This is a genomic window from Thermovibrio sp., from assembly GCA_015488335.1.
GTDB lineage: Bacteria > Aquificota > Aquificia > Desulfurobacteriales > Desulfurobacteriaceae > Balnearium.
In genome coordinates this window covers 1-15,867 of record WFNZ01000056.1, presented here as the reverse complement: position 1 = coordinate 15,867, position 15,867 = coordinate 1, and the positions used below count along the sequence as shown (strand labels likewise).

22 protein-coding genes are annotated in these 15,867 nt (G+C 44.4%); 3 read left to right on the top strand and 19 right to left on the bottom strand.

The window, feature by feature from the left end:
* Nucleotides 1–4 precede the first annotated feature (4 nt).
* The 8 genes from F8H35_RS07250 to F8H35_RS07215 are packed head-to-tail and all read right to left on the bottom strand — an operon-like array spanning nucleotide 5 to nucleotide 6,103.
* Entirely contained in the window at nucleotides 5–292 is a 288-nt protein-coding gene (locus F8H35_RS07250; RefSeq protein WP_472572881.1) for a hypothetical protein, read from the bottom strand.
* Between the two features lie 16 nt (nucleotides 293–308).
* Complete coding sequence (locus tag F8H35_RS07245) at nucleotides 309–1,256, bottom strand: phage tail tube protein (RefSeq protein ID WP_472572880.1); 948 nt, start codon at nucleotides 1,254–1,256, stop codon at nucleotides 309–311.
* A 1-nt stretch (nucleotide 1,257) separates the two neighbouring features.
* Complete coding sequence (locus F8H35_RS07240) at nucleotides 1,258–1,668, bottom strand: hypothetical protein (protein ID WP_472572879.1); 411 nt, start codon at nucleotides 1,666–1,668, stop codon at nucleotides 1,258–1,260.
* Nucleotides 1,655–1,963: a hypothetical protein gene (locus tag F8H35_RS07235; RefSeq protein ID WP_472572878.1), complete on the bottom strand. Its 309-nt coding sequence runs from the start codon at nucleotides 1,961–1,963 to the stop codon at nucleotides 1,655–1,657. The genes F8H35_RS07240 and F8H35_RS07235 overlap by 14 nt, the downstream gene beginning before the upstream one ends.
* Complete coding sequence (locus F8H35_RS07230; protein ID WP_472572877.1) at nucleotides 1,957–2,295, bottom strand: DUF2190 family protein; 339 nt, start codon at nucleotides 2,293–2,295, stop codon at nucleotides 1,957–1,959. The genes F8H35_RS07235 and F8H35_RS07230 overlap by 7 nt, the downstream gene beginning before the upstream one ends.
* A gap of 16 nt (nucleotides 2,296–2,311) precedes the next feature.
* Nucleotides 2,312–4,483, bottom strand: coding sequence for a prohead protease/major capsid protein fusion protein (locus F8H35_RS07225; RefSeq protein ID WP_472572876.1), 2,172 nt, complete (start codon nucleotides 4,481–4,483; stop codon nucleotides 2,312–2,314).
* Nucleotides 4,443–5,897, bottom strand: a complete 1,455-nt coding sequence (locus tag F8H35_RS07220) for a phage portal protein (RefSeq protein ID WP_472572875.1) — start codon at nucleotides 5,895–5,897, stop codon at nucleotides 4,443–4,445. Before F8H35_RS07220 ends, F8H35_RS07225 begins: the two co-directional genes overlap by 41 nt.
* On the bottom strand, nucleotides 5,894–6,103 hold the full coding sequence (locus F8H35_RS07215; RefSeq protein WP_472572874.1) for a hypothetical protein: 210 nt from the start codon (nucleotides 6,101–6,103) through the stop codon (nucleotides 5,894–5,896). Before F8H35_RS07215 ends, F8H35_RS07220 begins: the two co-directional genes overlap by 4 nt.
* A gap of 119 nt (nucleotides 6,104–6,222) precedes the next feature.
* Between F8H35_RS07215 and F8H35_RS07210 the strand changes: the two genes are divergently transcribed.
* The gene (locus F8H35_RS07210; RefSeq protein WP_472572873.1) at nucleotides 6,223–6,417 is read left to right on the top strand and encodes a helix-turn-helix transcriptional regulator; all 195 of its coding nucleotides are present in this window, start codon (nucleotides 6,223–6,225) and stop codon (nucleotides 6,415–6,417) included.
* On the opposite strand, the gene F8H35_RS07205 is transcribed toward F8H35_RS07210, so the two are convergent.
* The 4 genes from F8H35_RS07205 to F8H35_RS07190 all read right to left on the bottom strand — a co-directional run bounded on the left by F8H35_RS07205 (nucleotide 6,405) and on the right by F8H35_RS07190 (nucleotide 10,138).
* Nucleotides 6,405–6,995 carry a hypothetical protein gene (locus tag F8H35_RS07205; protein WP_472572872.1) on the bottom strand — a complete coding sequence of 197 codons (591 nt, stop codon included), beginning with the start codon at nucleotides 6,993–6,995 and terminating at the stop codon, nucleotides 6,405–6,407. The two genes, F8H35_RS07210 and F8H35_RS07205, sit on opposite strands and share 13 nt — an antisense overlap.
* Complete coding sequence (locus F8H35_RS07200) at nucleotides 6,962–8,764, bottom strand: terminase gpA endonuclease subunit (protein WP_472572871.1); 1,803 nt, start codon at nucleotides 8,762–8,764, stop codon at nucleotides 6,962–6,964. Before F8H35_RS07200 ends, F8H35_RS07205 begins: the two co-directional genes overlap by 34 nt.
* Nucleotides 8,761–9,288 carry a hypothetical protein gene (locus F8H35_RS07195; protein WP_472572870.1) on the bottom strand — a complete coding sequence of 176 codons (528 nt, stop codon included), beginning with the start codon at nucleotides 9,286–9,288 and terminating at the stop codon, nucleotides 8,761–8,763. The genes F8H35_RS07200 and F8H35_RS07195 overlap by 4 nt, the downstream gene beginning before the upstream one ends.
* A 64-nt stretch (nucleotides 9,289–9,352) precedes the next feature.
* Nucleotides 9,353–10,138 carry a hypothetical protein gene (locus tag F8H35_RS07190; protein ID WP_472572869.1) on the bottom strand — a complete coding sequence of 262 codons (786 nt, stop codon included), beginning with the start codon at nucleotides 10,136–10,138 and terminating at the stop codon, nucleotides 9,353–9,355.
* Between the two features lie 276 nt (nucleotides 10,139–10,414).
* Here F8H35_RS07190 and F8H35_RS07185 point away from each other — a divergent pair, with 276 nt between their 5' ends.
* The gene (locus F8H35_RS07185) at nucleotides 10,415–10,690 is read left to right on the top strand and encodes a hypothetical protein (protein WP_472572868.1); all 276 of its coding nucleotides are present in this window, start codon (nucleotides 10,415–10,417) and stop codon (nucleotides 10,688–10,690) included.
* Nucleotides 10,691–10,723: 33 nt separating this feature from the next.
* The gene (locus F8H35_RS07180) at nucleotides 10,724–11,038 is read left to right on the top strand and encodes a hypothetical protein (RefSeq protein ID WP_472572867.1); all 315 of its coding nucleotides are present in this window, start codon (nucleotides 10,724–10,726) and stop codon (nucleotides 11,036–11,038) included.
* A 60-nt stretch (nucleotides 11,039–11,098) separates the two neighbouring features.
* Here the strand turns inward: F8H35_RS07180 and F8H35_RS07175 are convergent, their stop codons facing one another.
* The 7 genes from F8H35_RS07175 to F8H35_RS07145 all read right to left on the bottom strand — a co-directional run bounded on the left by F8H35_RS07175 (nucleotide 11,099) and on the right by F8H35_RS07145 (nucleotide 15,837).
* Nucleotides 11,099–11,227 (bottom strand): hypothetical protein, encoded by a 129-nt coding sequence (locus F8H35_RS07175; RefSeq protein ID WP_472572866.1) that lies wholly within the window; start codon nucleotides 11,225–11,227, stop codon nucleotides 11,099–11,101.
* A 155-nt stretch (nucleotides 11,228–11,382) separates the two neighbouring features.
* On the bottom strand, nucleotides 11,383–12,006 hold the full coding sequence (locus F8H35_RS07170; protein ID WP_472572865.1) for a phage tail protein: 624 nt from the start codon (nucleotides 12,004–12,006) through the stop codon (nucleotides 11,383–11,385).
* On the bottom strand, nucleotides 12,006–12,479 hold the full coding sequence (locus tag F8H35_RS07165; protein ID WP_472572864.1) for a hypothetical protein: 474 nt from the start codon (nucleotides 12,477–12,479) through the stop codon (nucleotides 12,006–12,008). The genes F8H35_RS07170 and F8H35_RS07165 overlap by 1 nt, the downstream gene beginning before the upstream one ends.
* Nucleotides 12,480–12,497: 18 nt before the next feature.
* Nucleotides 12,498–13,787 (bottom strand): DnaB-like helicase C-terminal domain-containing protein, encoded by a 1,290-nt coding sequence (locus F8H35_RS07160; protein ID WP_472572863.1) that lies wholly within the window; start codon nucleotides 13,785–13,787, stop codon nucleotides 12,498–12,500.
* Entirely contained in the window at nucleotides 13,780–14,442 is a 663-nt protein-coding gene (locus F8H35_RS07155; RefSeq protein WP_472572862.1) for a P-loop NTPase family protein, read from the bottom strand. The genes F8H35_RS07160 and F8H35_RS07155 overlap by 8 nt, the downstream gene beginning before the upstream one ends.
* A gap of 13 nt (nucleotides 14,443–14,455) precedes the next feature.
* Nucleotides 14,456–15,388, bottom strand: coding sequence for a hypothetical protein (locus tag F8H35_RS07150; protein WP_472572861.1), 933 nt, complete (start codon nucleotides 15,386–15,388; stop codon nucleotides 14,456–14,458).
* Nucleotides 15,388–15,837 (bottom strand): phage regulatory CII family protein, encoded by a 450-nt coding sequence (locus F8H35_RS07145; protein ID WP_472572860.1) that lies wholly within the window; start codon nucleotides 15,835–15,837, stop codon nucleotides 15,388–15,390. Before F8H35_RS07145 ends, F8H35_RS07150 begins: the two co-directional genes overlap by 1 nt.
* Nucleotides 15,838–15,867 lie beyond the last annotated feature (30 nt).

Genomic DNA, 15,867 nt, shown 5'->3' with positions numbered 1-15,867 from the left:
TTCCTTACCCGGATGAGCGGCCGAAAAAAGTTTCGTAGAGCACCGCCAGAGCTCTCACCTTAGCTTCAAACACGCTGTTGAAAGAATCGGGGTCTTCTCCTGCAGCCTTGAGAACGGCAACCGCCTTGCCTGTAGGAAATTCAGGAAGAATAAGCTCTGAGGTTTTTAACTCTTCTCCATTGGCTACTTTCTCTATGGTCTCAGAGGTTTTCTCTACCATCTCCTTGATTTCTTCTTCGCTCATTTCAAGCTCTTTCAATACTTGAGGAACCTTTCCAACAGGTATTCTCACTTCTCACCTCCTTTGATTACTTAAACCAAATAACAAGTTCATCGTCTCCGGTGTTTGTTACGAGGTTAAAGGGAAGTTCGTTTGTTAAAACACCCTCTCTGTCTCCAAACTTAAAGTCAGAGAGCTGTATCTTCGCCTCAATTTCCACTTTGTTGCCTTCCTCTTTCCCCAAAGTGAACTTAAGGTCCGCCACGTCTCCATTTTGAAACTTGGTTAAGAAGTCATATTCAGACGGCTTTACTGCCAGAGGGTCAAACGAACCCGAAGGCTTCCTGTCAGTAATAAAGACCTTCCAGATGCCGTCGGGAGAATTAGCATCTTCTATAGCTGTAATCTGGTTGTTAAGCCCTATTGAAACCTTGCTAAAACGCGGGGAGTAGGTATTGTCTATCTTGCACAGTGCATCTACAAAAGCGATAGGTTTTGTGGATTCATACTCAACAGCAGGAACAGGAGCCTCAACCCTTTCGGCAAGCTTCCCGACAACAGTGAAGGAAAATTCCCCCAGCTCCCTAACGTTTGCATCAAGAGAAGGGTCTACTTTGCAGCCTACAAACTTATAAAGCTCTCCGTCCTTATAGAGGTAAACAGTAAGGCTTTTCTGGGCTTCCATGTCTGAAGTGAGCCTGTACTTGTAAGCATCTACATATCCGTCTCCGTCTGAATCAACAGCTTCCTTAGAAAAAGAAGCTGCCTCCAAAAGCCTTCCAAGGCGGGGTTCCTTGGTTTTATCACCGCTCCCCCTGATCTTTGTCTTAACCTCAATCCGCCAAGTTCCACCTGCACTCATCCCCGGTCTTTTTGAAAGAGTAGGGGAGAGTTCATCGTTTTCAAGGAACTTGTAATCGGGAGAAGGGTCGGCACTAACAACTGGTATAGCGTCTTTAAGGGGATCTGGAACGGCGTCAACGCCGTAAGTATCCTCAATCTTTGCCAGAAGAACGGTTAATCTTGCCGCTCTCATCTTAAACCTCCTCGTGGTAAACGATAGAAACGGTTAAAGAGCAACCCAGGTACTTCTTGTCTTCCTGGGCTATTACAAACTTGTCTTCTTCAATGGTTAAAAGGGACGCTGTGCCGTTAAGAGTTGAATTTTTCTCCAGAGCCGTATAAATGTCCCTGATTCTTTTAAGAAGAGTCTCGTAAGGCTCTGACGAAACTATAAAAACTTCAATGTTCAGCCTTGATTCCCTAAGGCCGTTGGTTGTGTAAGAGTTTTCCTGCCCGAGATCGTATATCCAAACCTCGCACCTGCCAGAAGGCTGACCTCTCTTGGCCACATAAACTTCTTTACCGGTATCCGTCTCATAGCCGTTTTCAGGGAGTATCTCCCTTATAGCCTGAGATAGAGCAGAAATAACCTCATAGCGTTTCATTTACAGGTTCCTCCGACAGATAAACAAAGGCCTCTTTTTGCCCTCTAAACTTCCTGACAGCGTAGACGTAATAGTCTTTGCCATTTAGAGTTAGTTTTTCTCCTGTTTTAATGGTTTCTCCCACATAAAGTGGAACCCTGATGTAAAAGGAAACGAGATCGTAAAGCCTGCCGTCAACCTCAGAAAAGGTTTCAGTAACCTTTTCGTTGGGTATAGCCCAGAAGGATGAGCCGTCCTCCCGGGCTACCTCAACCGCAAACTCAGAGTAGAAGATGTCAAGGTTGTCTGTTAGCAATTGATCTTCACCTCAATAGTTTCTGTTGATCCAGCAGCCACTTCTCCAAGTGCAAGGCCAAAAGGGACTTTAGAAGAATCTTTTGAAATCTCCCCAGTTGACGGGTCAATGTAGAGCTTATCCCCAACACCAACTGCTACGTCGTTGGTCCCGTCGTTGCCTTTAACAGGAAGAAGAAAGATCCCTTTGGTACGGACCGTGGCTCTACCGGCAGGGTCGGCATCAACAACACAAACCCCTACAATTTCACCAACTGCAACAGGTGTGCCGGCAGTTTTACCTTCTCCAACCGGCAGATAGATATCAACACCTTCACTTACATAATTCCTCATCTCTATCCTCCTTCAATTAAGCTCCTGGGTTCTTGAATACTCCTCTTGGATCAATAAAGGCTGCACCGAAAAAGAGCCTTACCTTGAACTCAAGGGTGTCGTTTTCAAACTTTTCGTTTGTTGTGATCTCAGGTGTGTCTTTACCGTCAAGGAATGCAACCTCAATGGTGTCAACAGTGTCGGGAGAGGCGAAGAGATACCAGGCTGTTTCGGAACCGTCAACCTCTCCGGCCCGGAGGAGATAAGGAGACTCAATAGGCTCTGCGTAGTTAACAAACGGGTTCCTCTGGTCGTTAGTTCCACCAGGAAGGGTTGTGTCCTTCATCCACATTTCGGCTTCCACAAAGAGCGTAGGAGGTACAAGGAGGTACTTAGGCGTAACGTTAATGAAGTTCCCCGCAAGATCCTTCTGGGTCCTAAAGAGAATCCTGGCTTCTTTTAGAGATTCAAGCCCTATCGGAGCCGGAGTTCCCAGGTTGTTGTGCTTTTTGTCAAATACCGGAATTCCGTCACTCATCTTCGGGTTGGAGTTAATGAGAGCGTAAACAGTTTCCTCCACGGTCCTCTTTGCAGACCTTGCGAGCTGAGAAGGAATTCTTGAGAAGACGTCAAGATCGTCGTTGATGATTGTCTCAAGGGTAATTCCAAAAGTTGCTCCGTACTTACCGATGGCATACTTCTCACCTTCCTCAGAAAGGGTAACACTCTTATACTCGGCTCCTTCAGGAACAAACCTGAGAGAAGGTAGAGAACCAACCCTTATTCTGTAAAGAGTTTTAAAGTCTGAAGCGGAAGCCTTCCTTGTGAACTTCTGGTAAGTTGTTGGAACGTCCCTGTAATCTTCTAAGAGAACCTTGTTGATAGCGTCCATAAGAACAAGTTTGAAGTCGGAAGTTGACATAGCCCGCCTGATAATGTCAGAACGGGAACCTTTTACAGATTGTCCATTAATTCTGAGAGCCTTTTTAGCAAGGTCTTCAAGCCTAAAGGACATCAACTCATCTGAACCGGGAGAGGGTTTCTCTATCTTTCTCCCTGCTCTCAGGAGGATTGCATCTCTTGCCGCCTCTCTGAACTTTTCTCTCTCTTCCTTTACCACCTGAACAGATCCCACAGGTTTTTTCCTCTCTGCGAGTTCTTTCAGTATCTCGTCTTTTACCTGCTCTACAGAAAGACCGTTCTCAATCCACTCCTGAGCTCTTTCCTCAAGGCCGTGAGTCCTGCAGAGGGAAAGAATCTGTGAAACTCTTTCTCTCTCCCTCTTTGCAATCTCATCGGGAGAGATTGTTGGGTTTTGTGTCTTTTCGCTCATCCTATCCTCCTTTTCTTTAATTTCTGCGGTTCTTCCAACTCCTACAGATGGATCTGCAGGAATCGGGGTGAGGGATATCTCAAGAACCTTCCACCTCTTGGCCACATAGGCAGGCCCAGTAAACCTTTTCCAGCTTTCCCCATCGTCTAAATAGAGCCATTCATCAACTACGTAGCCGACGGAAACGCCCCTAATGAGCCCTTCCTTAACTTCTTCCCAGGTTTTCCTGGAAAGCTCAGTGTCTTTGAACTGAATCTGAGCCCTGCCCTTCTTTTCCTTTTCATCTATCCAGACCTTTACAGGAACAGCAACAGGCTGATCTGCATCGTGATTCCTGAGAACTGAGCCAGCGTTTATAAGGGGTTCAAGGTCAACGGCATCTTTATCATGCAGGAGAATTTCCCTACCAAACCATCTCTCCACAGGAGTTTCTGAAGAGAAAGAGAGTTCCACTATCCGTTTTTCCTCGTCAACTATCCCCCTTACCTCTACTGAAAAGCTCCTTCTGGTTAGTGAGCCCGTTGCGGGGAAACTCCTGTTGCCATCGTCTCCGTCAATTAGCTTCAAGAGCTTATCGGCTGCCTTTTCTATCTCGTCATAGCCGTTCTGAGCTGCTCTCTGCTTTGCGGCTATTATTCCGCGCCTGTAAACCTTTCCATTTTTTCCATAAGGGAACTTGTAACGGGCTTTGGTCTTTTCATCGTGTTCATCATCAATAGCCAGAAACCACTTTGCATACTCTTCCCAGTTATCCTCCCCGAGGAGCTTATCCTCATCCTCAGTCGTAAAACTCCAGGGACTCTCCTTGTCTACCTTTCCTTCCTCAATTAGCTTCTTAGCGTGCTCGTATCCCTTCCTGTTCAGTTTCACTGTCATGTTCACCTCTTGCTAAGGTTTCTGTTATGTCTTCAATCCCAAGTTCCTTCAGATAGCTGATTTCCTGTGCTCTCTGGTCGGCAAGTTCTTTCCAGTCCTTGCCTTTAGCCGCTGCCTCATCGGCAAGAGTCGTAAGTCCCATCAGAAGTTCAAGCCTTTTAGCCTGAGCCTCTTTAAGCGGATCAACCCAGTCAAAGCCTTTGAATATCCACCTGTGAGGGGTCCAGTTCTCCCAGTTCTTTATGGCTCCCATAATGTTGAGATTGCCGAGGCTGATAGCGTTCTTTATGAACTCCGTATAGACAGGGCGGAGGAAATACCTTTCAAGGGCTTTTCTGAACGGAAGGATGTAATCCCTCAGTTCAAGCTCAGAGTGCCTCGCAGAGGAATAGTTGACCTCTGACTTATCTCCGCTTATCTGCTCGTAGGAAAGGCCGATAGACCGGCCCATACCCCTTAGAATGAGCTTTACAAAATCATCAAAGGTTGACCCAGGCCTTTTGGGATCAATAACTGCAATATCTTCTCCAGGATTAAGCTCAGCAATCATTCCGGGGGCTATTTCAAGTTCTCTCTGACCTGTTTCAGGGTTTAAAACCCCGGTGGGAGTTCCAGTCTTCTTAATAACTATTCCAAAAGAAGCCGAAACCTTTGCGTTAATAAGCTCAGCCTCTATCAGGTCTTCAAGGTGGTAGGCATAGGGAATAATAGGAGCCAACAAAGGAATGCCTAACAGCTGCCCCGGACGCCTGAACGGCGAAAAATGGATGATATCTTCTGCTGGAACCCTTTCTACTTCAAGGGTAGGCTCTATATAAGTGTCAACAGATTTGTAAAAGTGATAAGCGACTACGCGGCCGTTTTCGTCAACCTCAATTCCGTTTATAACCCTGTTTTTAGTTCCCAACGCGCCGGCAGGAGCAAGTCTGCCGTATTCCAGAATTTCAATGGAGAACGGAGCAGTTGAACGGTTATCGGCATCTGTAACGATGTGGAAGAAAAGACCCCCATCTGTGAAAAGTTTTAAAATAGCAAGCCTTTCAATGTCTCCAAAGTGAAACTGCCTGTAATAATCAGCAGAAAAACACCACCTTTTCCAGAGTGCCTCAGCCTTTTCGTTAAAAGCAGGGTTCTTTGTTTGAGCCTGAAGAGTTGTTCCGGCACCCACTATCCGGGCAAGAAGTAAATCAACTGCAGCCCTAACCCAGCAGTTGTTTTCATATAGCCAGTTGGCACGGGAGCGGACGGTTGAGAGTTCCCCAAGAATAGAGTTAGGAGATGAACTCCATCTCTGCCAGTTGTCAGTCAATCTCCCCCTGTCGGCAGCCTTAAGAGAACGCTTAAGAACCTCCCTCTTAGCCCGCCACTCAGGGAAAAAGAAACCAATAACGTTTTCCAAAACCCTGCCTATCACCTTTTAAACCTCACATAGGTAAACATCCCGCCGCTTTGAACACGGCTTAGCTGTTGTTCTATCTGCTGGAGCTGTTGGTAAAGGGATGGAAGGTCGGCACGGCGGAGAACTCTATCTCCGATACGGTATTCCTGCCCTTCGGCTTCTATCTTCCTGATGGCTGTGAGGATTTCCTCTCTTCTTTGAAGAAGCTCGGCGTAAGTCAAAGCCTTAACCTCCTTATATCTGGAGATTAAGGCTTTTCAAGGGAGTTTAAAAGTCTAAAAATTAAACTCTTGACTAACAACGGTTAGTTGTTAAAATTACAAAGAAAAAGGAGGTGAGAATGCTGGGAAAGAAGATAAGAGAGTGGAGAAGAAAATACGGAATCAGCCAGGAAGAATTGGCGAAGAGGCTTGGAGTAACCCAGCAGGCGGTTGCTTACTGGGAAAGCGGAAAAAAGCATCCGAAAAGAGAAATTTTTAAAAAACTCATTAAGATAACCAATGGAGAAATTAAACCGGAAGATTATTTAGAATGAAATCTCAGGAACTCGGCTCTTTTTCGTAAAACAAAACCTCTATCATAAAACAAAGGGAAATTTTTAATATTTTTCACATCAGGATATTTAGCACCCTTGCAATATTCTGAAGTATTCCCACAAACTAAATCAATATCCAAAAAAACTTTAGGTTTCTTATACACTCCAAGAAAAATTTCCCAATCTCCTTTTTCTAATTCCGTAGAAGCATTATACAGAAGTTCACATAAAAGAGCTTTTGGATTGAAATAACAAATCCTTCTTTCCTTGTCTGTTAAGTAATTAGCAGGATGAAGTTTAATATCTCCAACAAGATGATACATATAATCGCATAATGCATATTTCTGTTTTGTGGATAGGTTAGCCCAAAACTTAAAGGGAACAACCAACGCTAATTTAGGTTCAGAAGTTGCAGCACCAAAAATAAACGGCTTGCACTCAGGACAATATTTTTGAAGCTTCTTATAAACCTTCAATCCTAAATCTTGGGCACTTACTGTCCCAGAAATTAAAAGAGTAATTAAAACCAATAAAACAATTTTTCTCACCTCAACCACCCCCTCTTTTTCGGCAGCCAACTTTTCTGTTGGGGAGAAGATCCAGCCCCCACCGGCTGCTTCTCTGTAATCATATCAAAAACCGGTCTAAGGAACCTTACCTGAAGGTGATCTGCTGCCGCGTTTGAATAAACCATACAGTCCAAATAGTGGTTATCCTGCTTCACTTTTACCCACGCCTCAACATATGTGTTCCCCCTCCTAACCCGTCTTTTTTCCTCAGCAATTATCTGCTTTGCAAAATCCTCTCCGGTCTCCTTGTGAAGAAAAACTTTACCGGCCTCAAAGCGCCTGGCTATGTCGTCCTTGTAATAATTAACATCTATGTTAACAAGTCTTAACCCAGCTCCAAACTTTAAACTTGAACCTGGGAGCCTCTCAACAAGCGTTTCTTTCCAGGGAACACCAGAAGATAAAGAAGCCCTACCTTTGACAGGAAAAACTTTTCCAAGATACTTCCACGCCCACTCATAAACCTCTCTCGTGTTATCTCCTGAATCTATAAACGTTCTCGCCACTTCTATTGGCCTTCCCATCACAAGATAACGGGAACCGAAAATAACACCTTCCAGCTCGTCCCAGTTCCTAACGAAGCCATAGCGAATAAGGTACTGTTCCAGCCTTACGTTCCATGCCCAAACTGTAAAGTAGAACCCGTCTTTTTGAACATCCACCCCGGCAGTTAGGGCCACCGTATCAGAAGGACACTCTCCGGGTGGATAATCTCTCTTCCAGATGAGAATATCCTCCACTTTACGCCTTTTAACGGTTTCCTGGAACGGTTCAGCCAATTTAGAGTTAACGAAGTTCATCAATTCCGAGGGCTCATCTTTAGACATCAGAAACTCATAAGCCAACTTGCCCCAGGATATAAATGGTGAATAGAGAGCCGAAAGCCAGAAGCCTATTTTCCTCCTGCCTTTACTCCGCCTTTCCCACTCAACCCATTTCCCTTTAGAAAGCATTTCCTGTTTATAGTTCTCTGTTATCTTCGCTTTGCAGTTGGAACACTCATACCAGACTTTTCCTATTACTTCCTCGGGGTTGTCTACCTGCTCCCACTTTAAACAGGGGAACTCTAAAAACATCATTTTCTTACACTTTGGGCATGGAACAGCATACCTGTAAACCACAGAACAGCTCTGGAGCTGTCTCCAGATATTTCCTTTTTCTGTCGTAGGAGTTGAGGCATAAACGATTTTATGAAATCCCTGATAAGAATTGGTCCTCTCTTTTGCAAGGCTTATAGGATTAGCTTCCTTTCCGGAAAACGGAGGGTATTTATCTATCTCATCAAGAAAAACATAGCGAACCGGTTTGCTGGCCAGAACAGCAGGAGAGCCTGCCCAGGCAAGATATATTGTCATCGTTTCAAGAATAATCTCAAGATTCGTGAAGTCGTGTGAGGAAGACGGAAGCCTCTCTGCCAGAGGTGGGGAAGATAAAAGCATATCTTGTAGTCTATTTTTAGAAAAAGAGCGGGCTATGTCTTCACTCGGCAGAACAAACATCGCAGGCCCTGGGTTTTGGTGAATGGCATATCCGAGCATATTCAACATTGTCTCAGTTTTAGACAGCTGAGCCCCATAACAGAGGACTATTTCCTCAACTTCATTATCACAGAAAGCATCCATTACTGCACGGGCATAGGGAACCCTGTCTGTTTTCCACCGACCCGGTTCCTTTGACGAACGCGCAGAAAGTATCCTGTATTTATCCGCCCACTCTGAAACCGTTATGCCTTCAGGTGGAGTTAGCGAACGAAGTTCTCTCTCTGTCCAGCAGATCACTTCTTCCTCTTTTTCTTAGAACACCTAACTTCAACCTTAACATCCTTACAGGGCTTAATATCTGTGAGCTTTTCCATAAACTCCCAAAACAAACGCTCCTGCTCTGTTAAAGGTAAGACTTCGTTTAGTTGAGGCGTGTACTTCCCATCTCTAACGTAAGACCAGAGGAGATCAAGAACTTCTTTTTTTACTATCTCTCTAACCTTTGCCAGAGAACGTTTTCTGTTTGCAAGCTGGGAAGATAAACGAAACTCCAGAGCAAGAAGGCCGCTTTTGAGTTCCGCAACCCGTTGAGCCCACTCAACCTCTACTTCTTCTCGTTTAACGTATTCTCCCTTTTCTTTTTCAAGGTTGAACTTTTCTCTTTCAAGCTTGATTTGTTTAAGAGCTATCTCTAATTCTTCCTTATCCTTCTTTTTAGCCGTAAGCTTACTTTCGTAATACGCCACAAGGTCAGGCGCATAGTACTTTCCATCTTTCTGTTTGGGCTTACAATCCCTTATCCAACGCTGAATAGTTCTCATATTTTTGTTAAACAACACTGAAAGCATTCTTGTCGTCATATATAATTCTTCCAAGAGAACTCCTCTAACAAAGTTCTAATATCATTATAAGAATAGGAAGGAGGGATTGCATATGCAGTTTGAAGACATCTACCTTACAGACACAGACGGCCAACCCTATTGGGCTGGTAGACTTGTAAAGATGCAGGACGGCGTTTGGATTCTTGTTGTTTTCAACAAAGAAGATGTTGATGTTTTGGTTAAAAACGTAGAACAGCAAATAACCAACCAATACGTTAGCCTGTGGATTTGCCATAATTTCCAAACAATTAACTTTAACGAGCCTTAAGGTGTGTTCGTTCAGGTTGGCCGAAGGTCTGCAAGGCTCGGCGGCGACACGGCGCGGCTCGGCGCAAAAATCGCTCGTTTTCTGCGCGCTCGCCCACCCGCAGACCCCTTGCGCCAGAAGGACCCGAAAAGCCTCATCGGTCCTCTCAGACTCCTCAACCTCACGCCTTAAAGATTTAAGAACTCCCTCCTTTGCCCTTATCTTCTCCCTCAGAGATGAGAGCTTCTCTATGAGAACTGAACGCTCTGATGAAACTTTAGAGAGCTCCTCCTTCACCTCTTCGTAGAGTCTCTCAAGCTCCTCTTTTTCCCTTTTTAAACCGGTAAGTTTTGAAAGGAGCTCCTCCTTCTCCTTTTTAAGCTCCTCTATTTTGTTTTTCAGTATCCCTGAGCGCCTCTCAAAGGACTCAACGCTCTCCTTTACCCTCTTTTCCCTCTCAAGGAGCTCCTCCTTCCTCCTCTCAACCTCAGAGAGCTTCCTCTTGAGCTCTTTAAGTTTTGATTCAGCTTCAAAGAGTGCCATTCTCTTTTTCTGAATCTCCTCCTTTATCTCCTCAACCCTCTCCTCTAATGTATCAACCTCTTCCCTGTAAGGAGTTAAGTTCTCTTTCAGCTCCTCAATGTCAAAAATTTCTAAATTTTCTCGTTAATTTCAAGCACAAGAGACACAATGGATAACGGCACCTCAAACAGAAAATCTCAGCAAAGAGGGGTTGCATTTCACAACTAATGGTTGTATATTTGAAATTGCAGGGGGGAGGCAGGAGCCGAACCTAAAAACTTTTAAAGGAGGGAAGCTATGAAAACGAAATGGACAACCTACTACAACGGGGCACAAACGACTTTCAGGGCTAACTTAGATGACCCCAAAAACGAGGAACTCATCAAGAAGTTCTATAACGATTTCTACAAAGACGCAAATACAATTAAAGTAGAACTTTTTGGGGATATTCATTCTGGAAACGTCTATATCAAAGTTTCAGATTACCTATTTCCGAAGGGGATAAACGATTACTGGATTCCATCAGAACCCCCGGCCGATGCTGCTCTTTTAGATAGAAAATTCTACAACTAACCCTTATTGCGACCTGATTAGAGGAGGTGCAAAATGACAGTCTTTGAAAAAGCACTTGATTACGCAAAGGCCTACATAGAGAGCCTTGACCCTATGGATTCTGCCTTTGTAGAAGCACCTGGGAGGATAATCTCCCAGGTGGAAGATGAGTGGTATTTAGACCTGTGGGACTCCGTTATTGACGGTTTTTCTCAGGTCTATGGAGACAGAGAGTTAGACAAACTTACTGAAAAAGAACTTAAGAAACTGAAGGCTTTTATCTACTTGTATGCTCTTAAATATCACTACCCGAATAAGGTTAGAAATCTCATTCAAGAACTCGTAGATGCAATAAGAGTATCACAATAGAAAAATCTGCCCCGCCCCCCGCGGGGGCTTTTATCTGAACTAGTAGGATTTAATTTCCATTCAAGCCCTGTCTGGATTCAACCACACTTCATAAGTTTTTCCATACTTAAGCTCTGAAACAAGCCCAAAAGACAGTAGTGCATCATAAGCTCTATAAACGGTTGCCTTTGTTAAAGGCAACATTTCCATCAAAATTGAACGGGGGGCTCCCTCCCTCAATACCCCGTTTAGAGACAGTAGTGCAAAGTAAACTTGCACCGCGGAAGGCTTCAAAAAAGAAGCCTTAGCGACATCCAGATGAAGCCAATAAGGATAACGGGTATAAACAAAAGTCCTGCATCCTTTCACTTCACCCCCAGCTGGTAGCGGATTTCGTGAATCAGCTCTTTGGTAAGCCTTTCGGAGACATAAGAGTCAAGCTTTCTCATTATTTGACGGTTCTCAATCATCTGAACTGGAGACACAGTAGTGACTTCTGCAATCGGCAATCCGTGATAGCGCTGTTTTTTCTCAACCCATTTATGCCGCCAATTTGGAAGCCTTCTAAAAACTCCTGTATGCCCTGAATCCATCTTAGCAACAAAGAAGTGTGGTAGCCACTTCCAGCCTTCCTGCTTTTTAATTTTTACTTTTACATACGGTTTCCGAACCTTTCTGCCTCCACGAACAACCCAGCCAGCCGGATTAACTAAAAACTGCCGTCTTGTAGATGGCGCAGAGAAATAGTAGACGTTAAGACGCTTAGCTTTTATATGTAGTGCAGCAGTAGTGGATTGTTTAGCAGGAACAAACTTAAGATGCTTATCAAAGTCTTTTTTCTTGATGTTGTATATCTGGCGGACTTCTCTTGAAACAAAAGCCCGTGCACCTTTCCCCGTCCTGTTTAGAGCTCGTTTGATGATCCGTGGAGAGATACCCTCCTTCTGGACCTTTGCAAGCTCAGGTGACAGTATAACCTTGTAGTGCATTACAACACCCCCACCAAAACCTTTCTTCCATACTCAGCAATTAGTAGTGCCTCAGCTTCCCCGTCTCCCTTAAAGCTCACGCCTGGAAATATCTGTTTTGCCTTAGCAATAGACATTTTCTTTTTTTCTTTTCTCGGTCTCTTTTTGTGCTTTGCTCCGTGAATGAAAGCCTGCCAGCGCTTCGGCGGGACTTCCTCAAAAGGTATCTGTAGTGCAGTAAGAATCCCGAGGATTTCTCCGTAGTGCTTCATGAGGTTTCCGGAAGAAACGGCTCCCTGTTTAGGGAATACCTGTTGCTTCTCCACAAAACAGCGATATATTTCGTCTCTACGCTCACGGAAAAGGTCAGCAAGGGTAGTTGTATCCTGCATAGGGAAAACTTCAACAGAAGCCAAATCTGTGGATATAAACGCTACTCCCCCCTTCTTCCCAGGATCAATTCCAACTATCCACTTAAAAGTTGAACAGCTCATCTGCTACCTCCTCTCCTCCTAAAACTCAAATTCAAGGTTTTCAGGAACTGTTGCTGGCTCTTTCTCAATCGTGTCTCCTTCTAAAACAGGGAAGCCGTTTACAAACTCAACGGTTGAGGTCGGCGAGAGTATTCCGTCTCTGTTCTTCACGCAGGCGATCTTTAGCTGATGACCCTTATTCTGTTTAGCTAAAACGAGAACAATCGCTGCGTCCTGTTCAAGCTGTCCGGTTTCTTTAAGGTGAGAGAGTTTCGGCATATCGTCTTCTTTTTTCTTGCTCTTTTCAGCTTCGCGGTTGAGCTGTGCAAGTCCGATAATTGGAACGTTAAATTGCTTGGCGACGTTGGTTAGCTCAATTGAAACCTCGTTTAGAAACTCCCTCAGAGAGTTGTATTTCTTGTGCTGAACGAATTTCTGAACATAGTCTATGTAGATGATATCCGGCCTTACCTCAAGGACCTTAGCCTTAAACTTCGGAATTGTCAGGTTAACGTCTTCATAAATCTCAAGCGGCAGATTAGCTATCTCATCGCTAACCTCAATAACCTTTTCAAGCTCTTTATCTGTAAGCCTCTTGCTCTTAATCCTTGAAACCGGAATGCCGGTAAGATAGGAGATGTATCTTTGAATCAGCTCCTCTGCCGGGAGCTCTAAGCTGAAAAAGAGAACCTTTGCTCCCTCGTTAACCATCTGTTTGTAGGACATCGCAACTGCAAGAGCTGTTTTACCTTCTCCCGGCCTTGCACCTATCAGGGAAACCTGGCGGGGTCTGAAGCGAACATCTGCGTTAAGTCCGGGAATGTAGCAGAGGTACTCTTTAGCCGGTTCTTCTGTTAAGGAGTTCAATAGGTTTACAACTATCTCTGCAGGCTTTTTGTGGTAGTTCTGCCTGTATTTTTCAAGGTCTGCAAGTTTCTTTATAGCCGTCTGCTCGTCTATCTCCTTTGACTGTAGCTGTATGCCGATTCTCTCTTTTTCTTCCTCTGTCCAGATTTCAACGAGTGCCTCAACCATTCCTCTGAAGCGGTCAAAACTGAAAACTTCATAGTCCTCTACAGTCTGTGCGTATTCCCTCAGCTTTTCGGGAAGTTTCTCTACGGCTGTTGATAGGTCTTCTCCTTCGTTAGCTCTCTGAACGAGATGCTTGAAGATCTCTTTATGTTCGCCTTTGTGGAAGTAGTGAGGCTTGAGTCTCTGTAGTGCATAGGAAAAGCAGTTTTCTTTCAGTTTTTTAGCTTTTTCGTCTGCCCAGAATGTACTTACAAGCGTTCCGATTATTGCAAGCTCAAGCTCTGTTCTTTTACTCATCCTCACCTCCTCTAAGGTCTCTTCCAACAATGCGCTTGATAACTCCGTGTTCTCTAAGCCTTGATCTCACTCTTTCCGGAAGTCCCTCTTTTAGGTCCTCCGGCGAATCGTTAGAGGTGAGGATGAGCTTGCAGTTGGTCTGATAGGCTTTTTCAATTAAGTCGGAGATGATTTCGTAGTGCGGGCGGCTGAAGTCGTCAATCATCACAACGCCGTAGTGTGAACAAACGTCCTCAAGCGCCACGTAGTTTTCTTTCTCTATAGCGTAAGGATGCTTAAGCCTTGTCTGGTAAGCTCTGAGCGCATCGTGGTAGTCAAGCTCTATTCCGAGCTTTCCGTCCATGATAACCTTTAGGTCTATGTGGCTGAGATAGAGAGGAGGAGACATTCCCTCGTAGAGGCATCTAACCATGTAGCGGATTCCCATAACGGTCTTTCCAACGCCGACGGAGCCGAGGAGAATCACGATGTTCTTGTCTTTAGCCTTCAGCGCAATGTCGGTGTATTGCTTTACAACTTCTCTTGGTAGAATATCTTTAGTGAGTGCGACTTTTAGCTGATGCCATGGGAGGTTGCAGAACTTGAGCTCCTCCCATTGGCTCCCTTCTAATCCTGTAGGTCTGTAGGCGTCAAGTTCTCTTTCGGTTAGCTTCACCTTGCACCTCCCGTTAGATAGTTACCCAGTCGGATTTGTATTCTTCAGCGTTAGGGATGATGTTTTCTTTTTGCTTAGAAGCTAACAGGTCTGAAATCCTGAAGCTGAAGGCAAAGAAGGAGTATCCCTGCTTTCTTACCCAAGGATCGGTTAGAGAGAAGAATTCCGGAATTTTGTTGATTAGAGTCTGAACTATATCCTGCAGTTCTTCTTCCGTTTCGGCACTTTCAAGTAGCGTGTCTATTACTCTCTGTTTAGACTTCCTGTCTATGATAGAGTAGCGGTTGAACTTGCGTTTGTAGTTGAGCTTAAACTCTCTTACAATTTCCTCAGCTACTCTCTCTACTATCCCTCTATCAATCTTTTTTCCTTCCTCAGCAGAATTTTGCGGCGGCGCGCTATTATTCTCTGTCTGTTTATCTTCGTTTTGTTTCTTACTTCGTATTATTTCTATATTCTTCGTATTATTTCTTATTTCACCTTTAGCCTTTTTAGGTGTACACCTTTCTTGAATTTTCTGTTCACCTTTGCGTTCACCTTTGTTGTTTGTAGCCGTTGCGTTAATTTGCTTTTCCTGTTTACCTTGATGTTCACCTTTTTGGGAATTCGTGTTCACCTTGACGGCTTTAGGGTGTTCACCTTCGTAAAGCCAATTAAGTGTTATAACGGTTAACGAGTTTTGGTTAGATACGCTAATCCATCCTGCTGAGGAGAGTCGTTTAAGTAGCTTATGAATGGCTGTAAGAGAGTATCCCGTTTTCTGTGATAGCTTTCTCAGGGTTAGTCTTACTTGCCCTTTCTTTACTTCCACCCCATCGTTATAAGTTCCATCTGCCCAGTTAGACATCCTAAGCAGGATGTTTACTAATCTGTGATAGCGTTCGGGAGCCTTTGTTTTTTCTATCCAGTCAATGAGTTCTTCTGGTATAATTTTCCAGTAGCTCATTACTTTACCTCCGTGTAAAGGATTACCTGCAGGATCCCTTGAACTACTTTCCATCCCTTTTCCTTTAGTTCTCTTTGTTCCTCTGCCGTTATCCGGCCGTCTTCTATTGCCCTTGCATGAGCTTCCATAAAGTCAGAAAAAGCCCTCATTGTTTGGGCTACTTGACGGATTTTGAGAGGGTCAGTAGGGTCTATTTCGGGGAGTTCCACTACAGCGCAGTTAATGAGTTCTGCTATTTCCTGGAGAGACTCAACCATCCGGCCGTTGACAATCATTTTGAGAGCTTTAGGAAAGGAGGGATAAGCGTTTTTGTAGAGAACATCTTTAACGGTATCGTGAGAAACATCCAACATCTTGGCTATTACTGGAGTTTTAAGTCCCTGAGCCTGGAGTTTGACAAGGCCCCGGTAAAGGATTTGATTGGCAAGTTCACGAAAACCTATACACACGGTAAATAACCTCCGAAATGGTTGATAGAG

What these genes read in the sequence shown, in the direction of transcription:
- F8H35_RS07225 (WP_472572876.1), bottom strand. Translation starts at nt 4,483, where the DNA reads ATGACAGTGAAACTGAACAGGAAGGGATACGAGCACGCTAAGAAGCTA.
- F8H35_RS07190 (WP_472572869.1), bottom strand. Translation starts at nt 10,138, where the DNA reads ATGGCACTCTTTGAAGCTGAATCAAAACTTAAAGAGCTCAAGAGGAAG.
- F8H35_RS07245 (WP_472572880.1), bottom strand. Translation starts at nt 1,256, where the DNA reads ATGAGAGCGGCAAGATTAACCGTTCTTCTGGCAAAGATTGAGGATACT.
- F8H35_RS07240 (WP_472572879.1), bottom strand. Translation starts at nt 1,668, where the DNA reads ATGAAACGCTATGAGGTTATTTCTGCTCTATCTCAGGCTATAAGGGAG.
- F8H35_RS07170 (WP_472572865.1), bottom strand. Translation starts at nt 12,006, where the DNA reads ATGCACTACAAGGTTATACTGTCACCTGAGCTTGCAAAGGTCCAGAAG.
- F8H35_RS07150 (WP_472572861.1), bottom strand. Translation starts at nt 15,388, where the DNA reads ATGAGCTACTGGAAAATTATACCAGAAGAACTCATTGACTGGATAGAA.
- F8H35_RS07165 (WP_472572864.1), bottom strand. Translation starts at nt 12,479, where the DNA reads ATGAGCTGTTCAACTTTTAAGTGGATAGTTGGAATTGATCCTGGGAAG.
- F8H35_RS07195 (WP_472572870.1), bottom strand. Translation starts at nt 9,288, where the DNA reads ATGAGAACTATTCAGCGTTGGATAAGGGATTGTAAGCCCAAACAGAAA.
- F8H35_RS07185 (WP_472572868.1), top strand. Translation starts at nt 10,415, where the DNA reads ATGAAAACGAAATGGACAACCTACTACAACGGGGCACAAACGACTTTC.
- F8H35_RS07210 (WP_472572873.1), top strand. Translation starts at nt 6,223, where the DNA reads ATGCTGGGAAAGAAGATAAGAGAGTGGAGAAGAAAATACGGAATCAGC.
- F8H35_RS07230 (WP_472572877.1), bottom strand. Translation starts at nt 2,295, where the DNA reads ATGAGGAATTATGTAAGTGAAGGTGTTGATATCTATCTGCCGGTTGGA.
- F8H35_RS07180 (WP_472572867.1), top strand. Translation starts at nt 10,724, where the DNA reads ATGACAGTCTTTGAAAAAGCACTTGATTACGCAAAGGCCTACATAGAG.
- F8H35_RS07175 (WP_472572866.1), bottom strand. Translation starts at nt 11,227, where the DNA reads ATGGAAATGTTGCCTTTAACAAAGGCAACCGTTTATAGAGCTTATGAT.
- F8H35_RS07160 (WP_472572863.1), bottom strand. Translation starts at nt 13,787, where the DNA reads ATGAGTAAAAGAACAGAGCTTGAGCTTGCAATAATCGGAACGCTTGTA.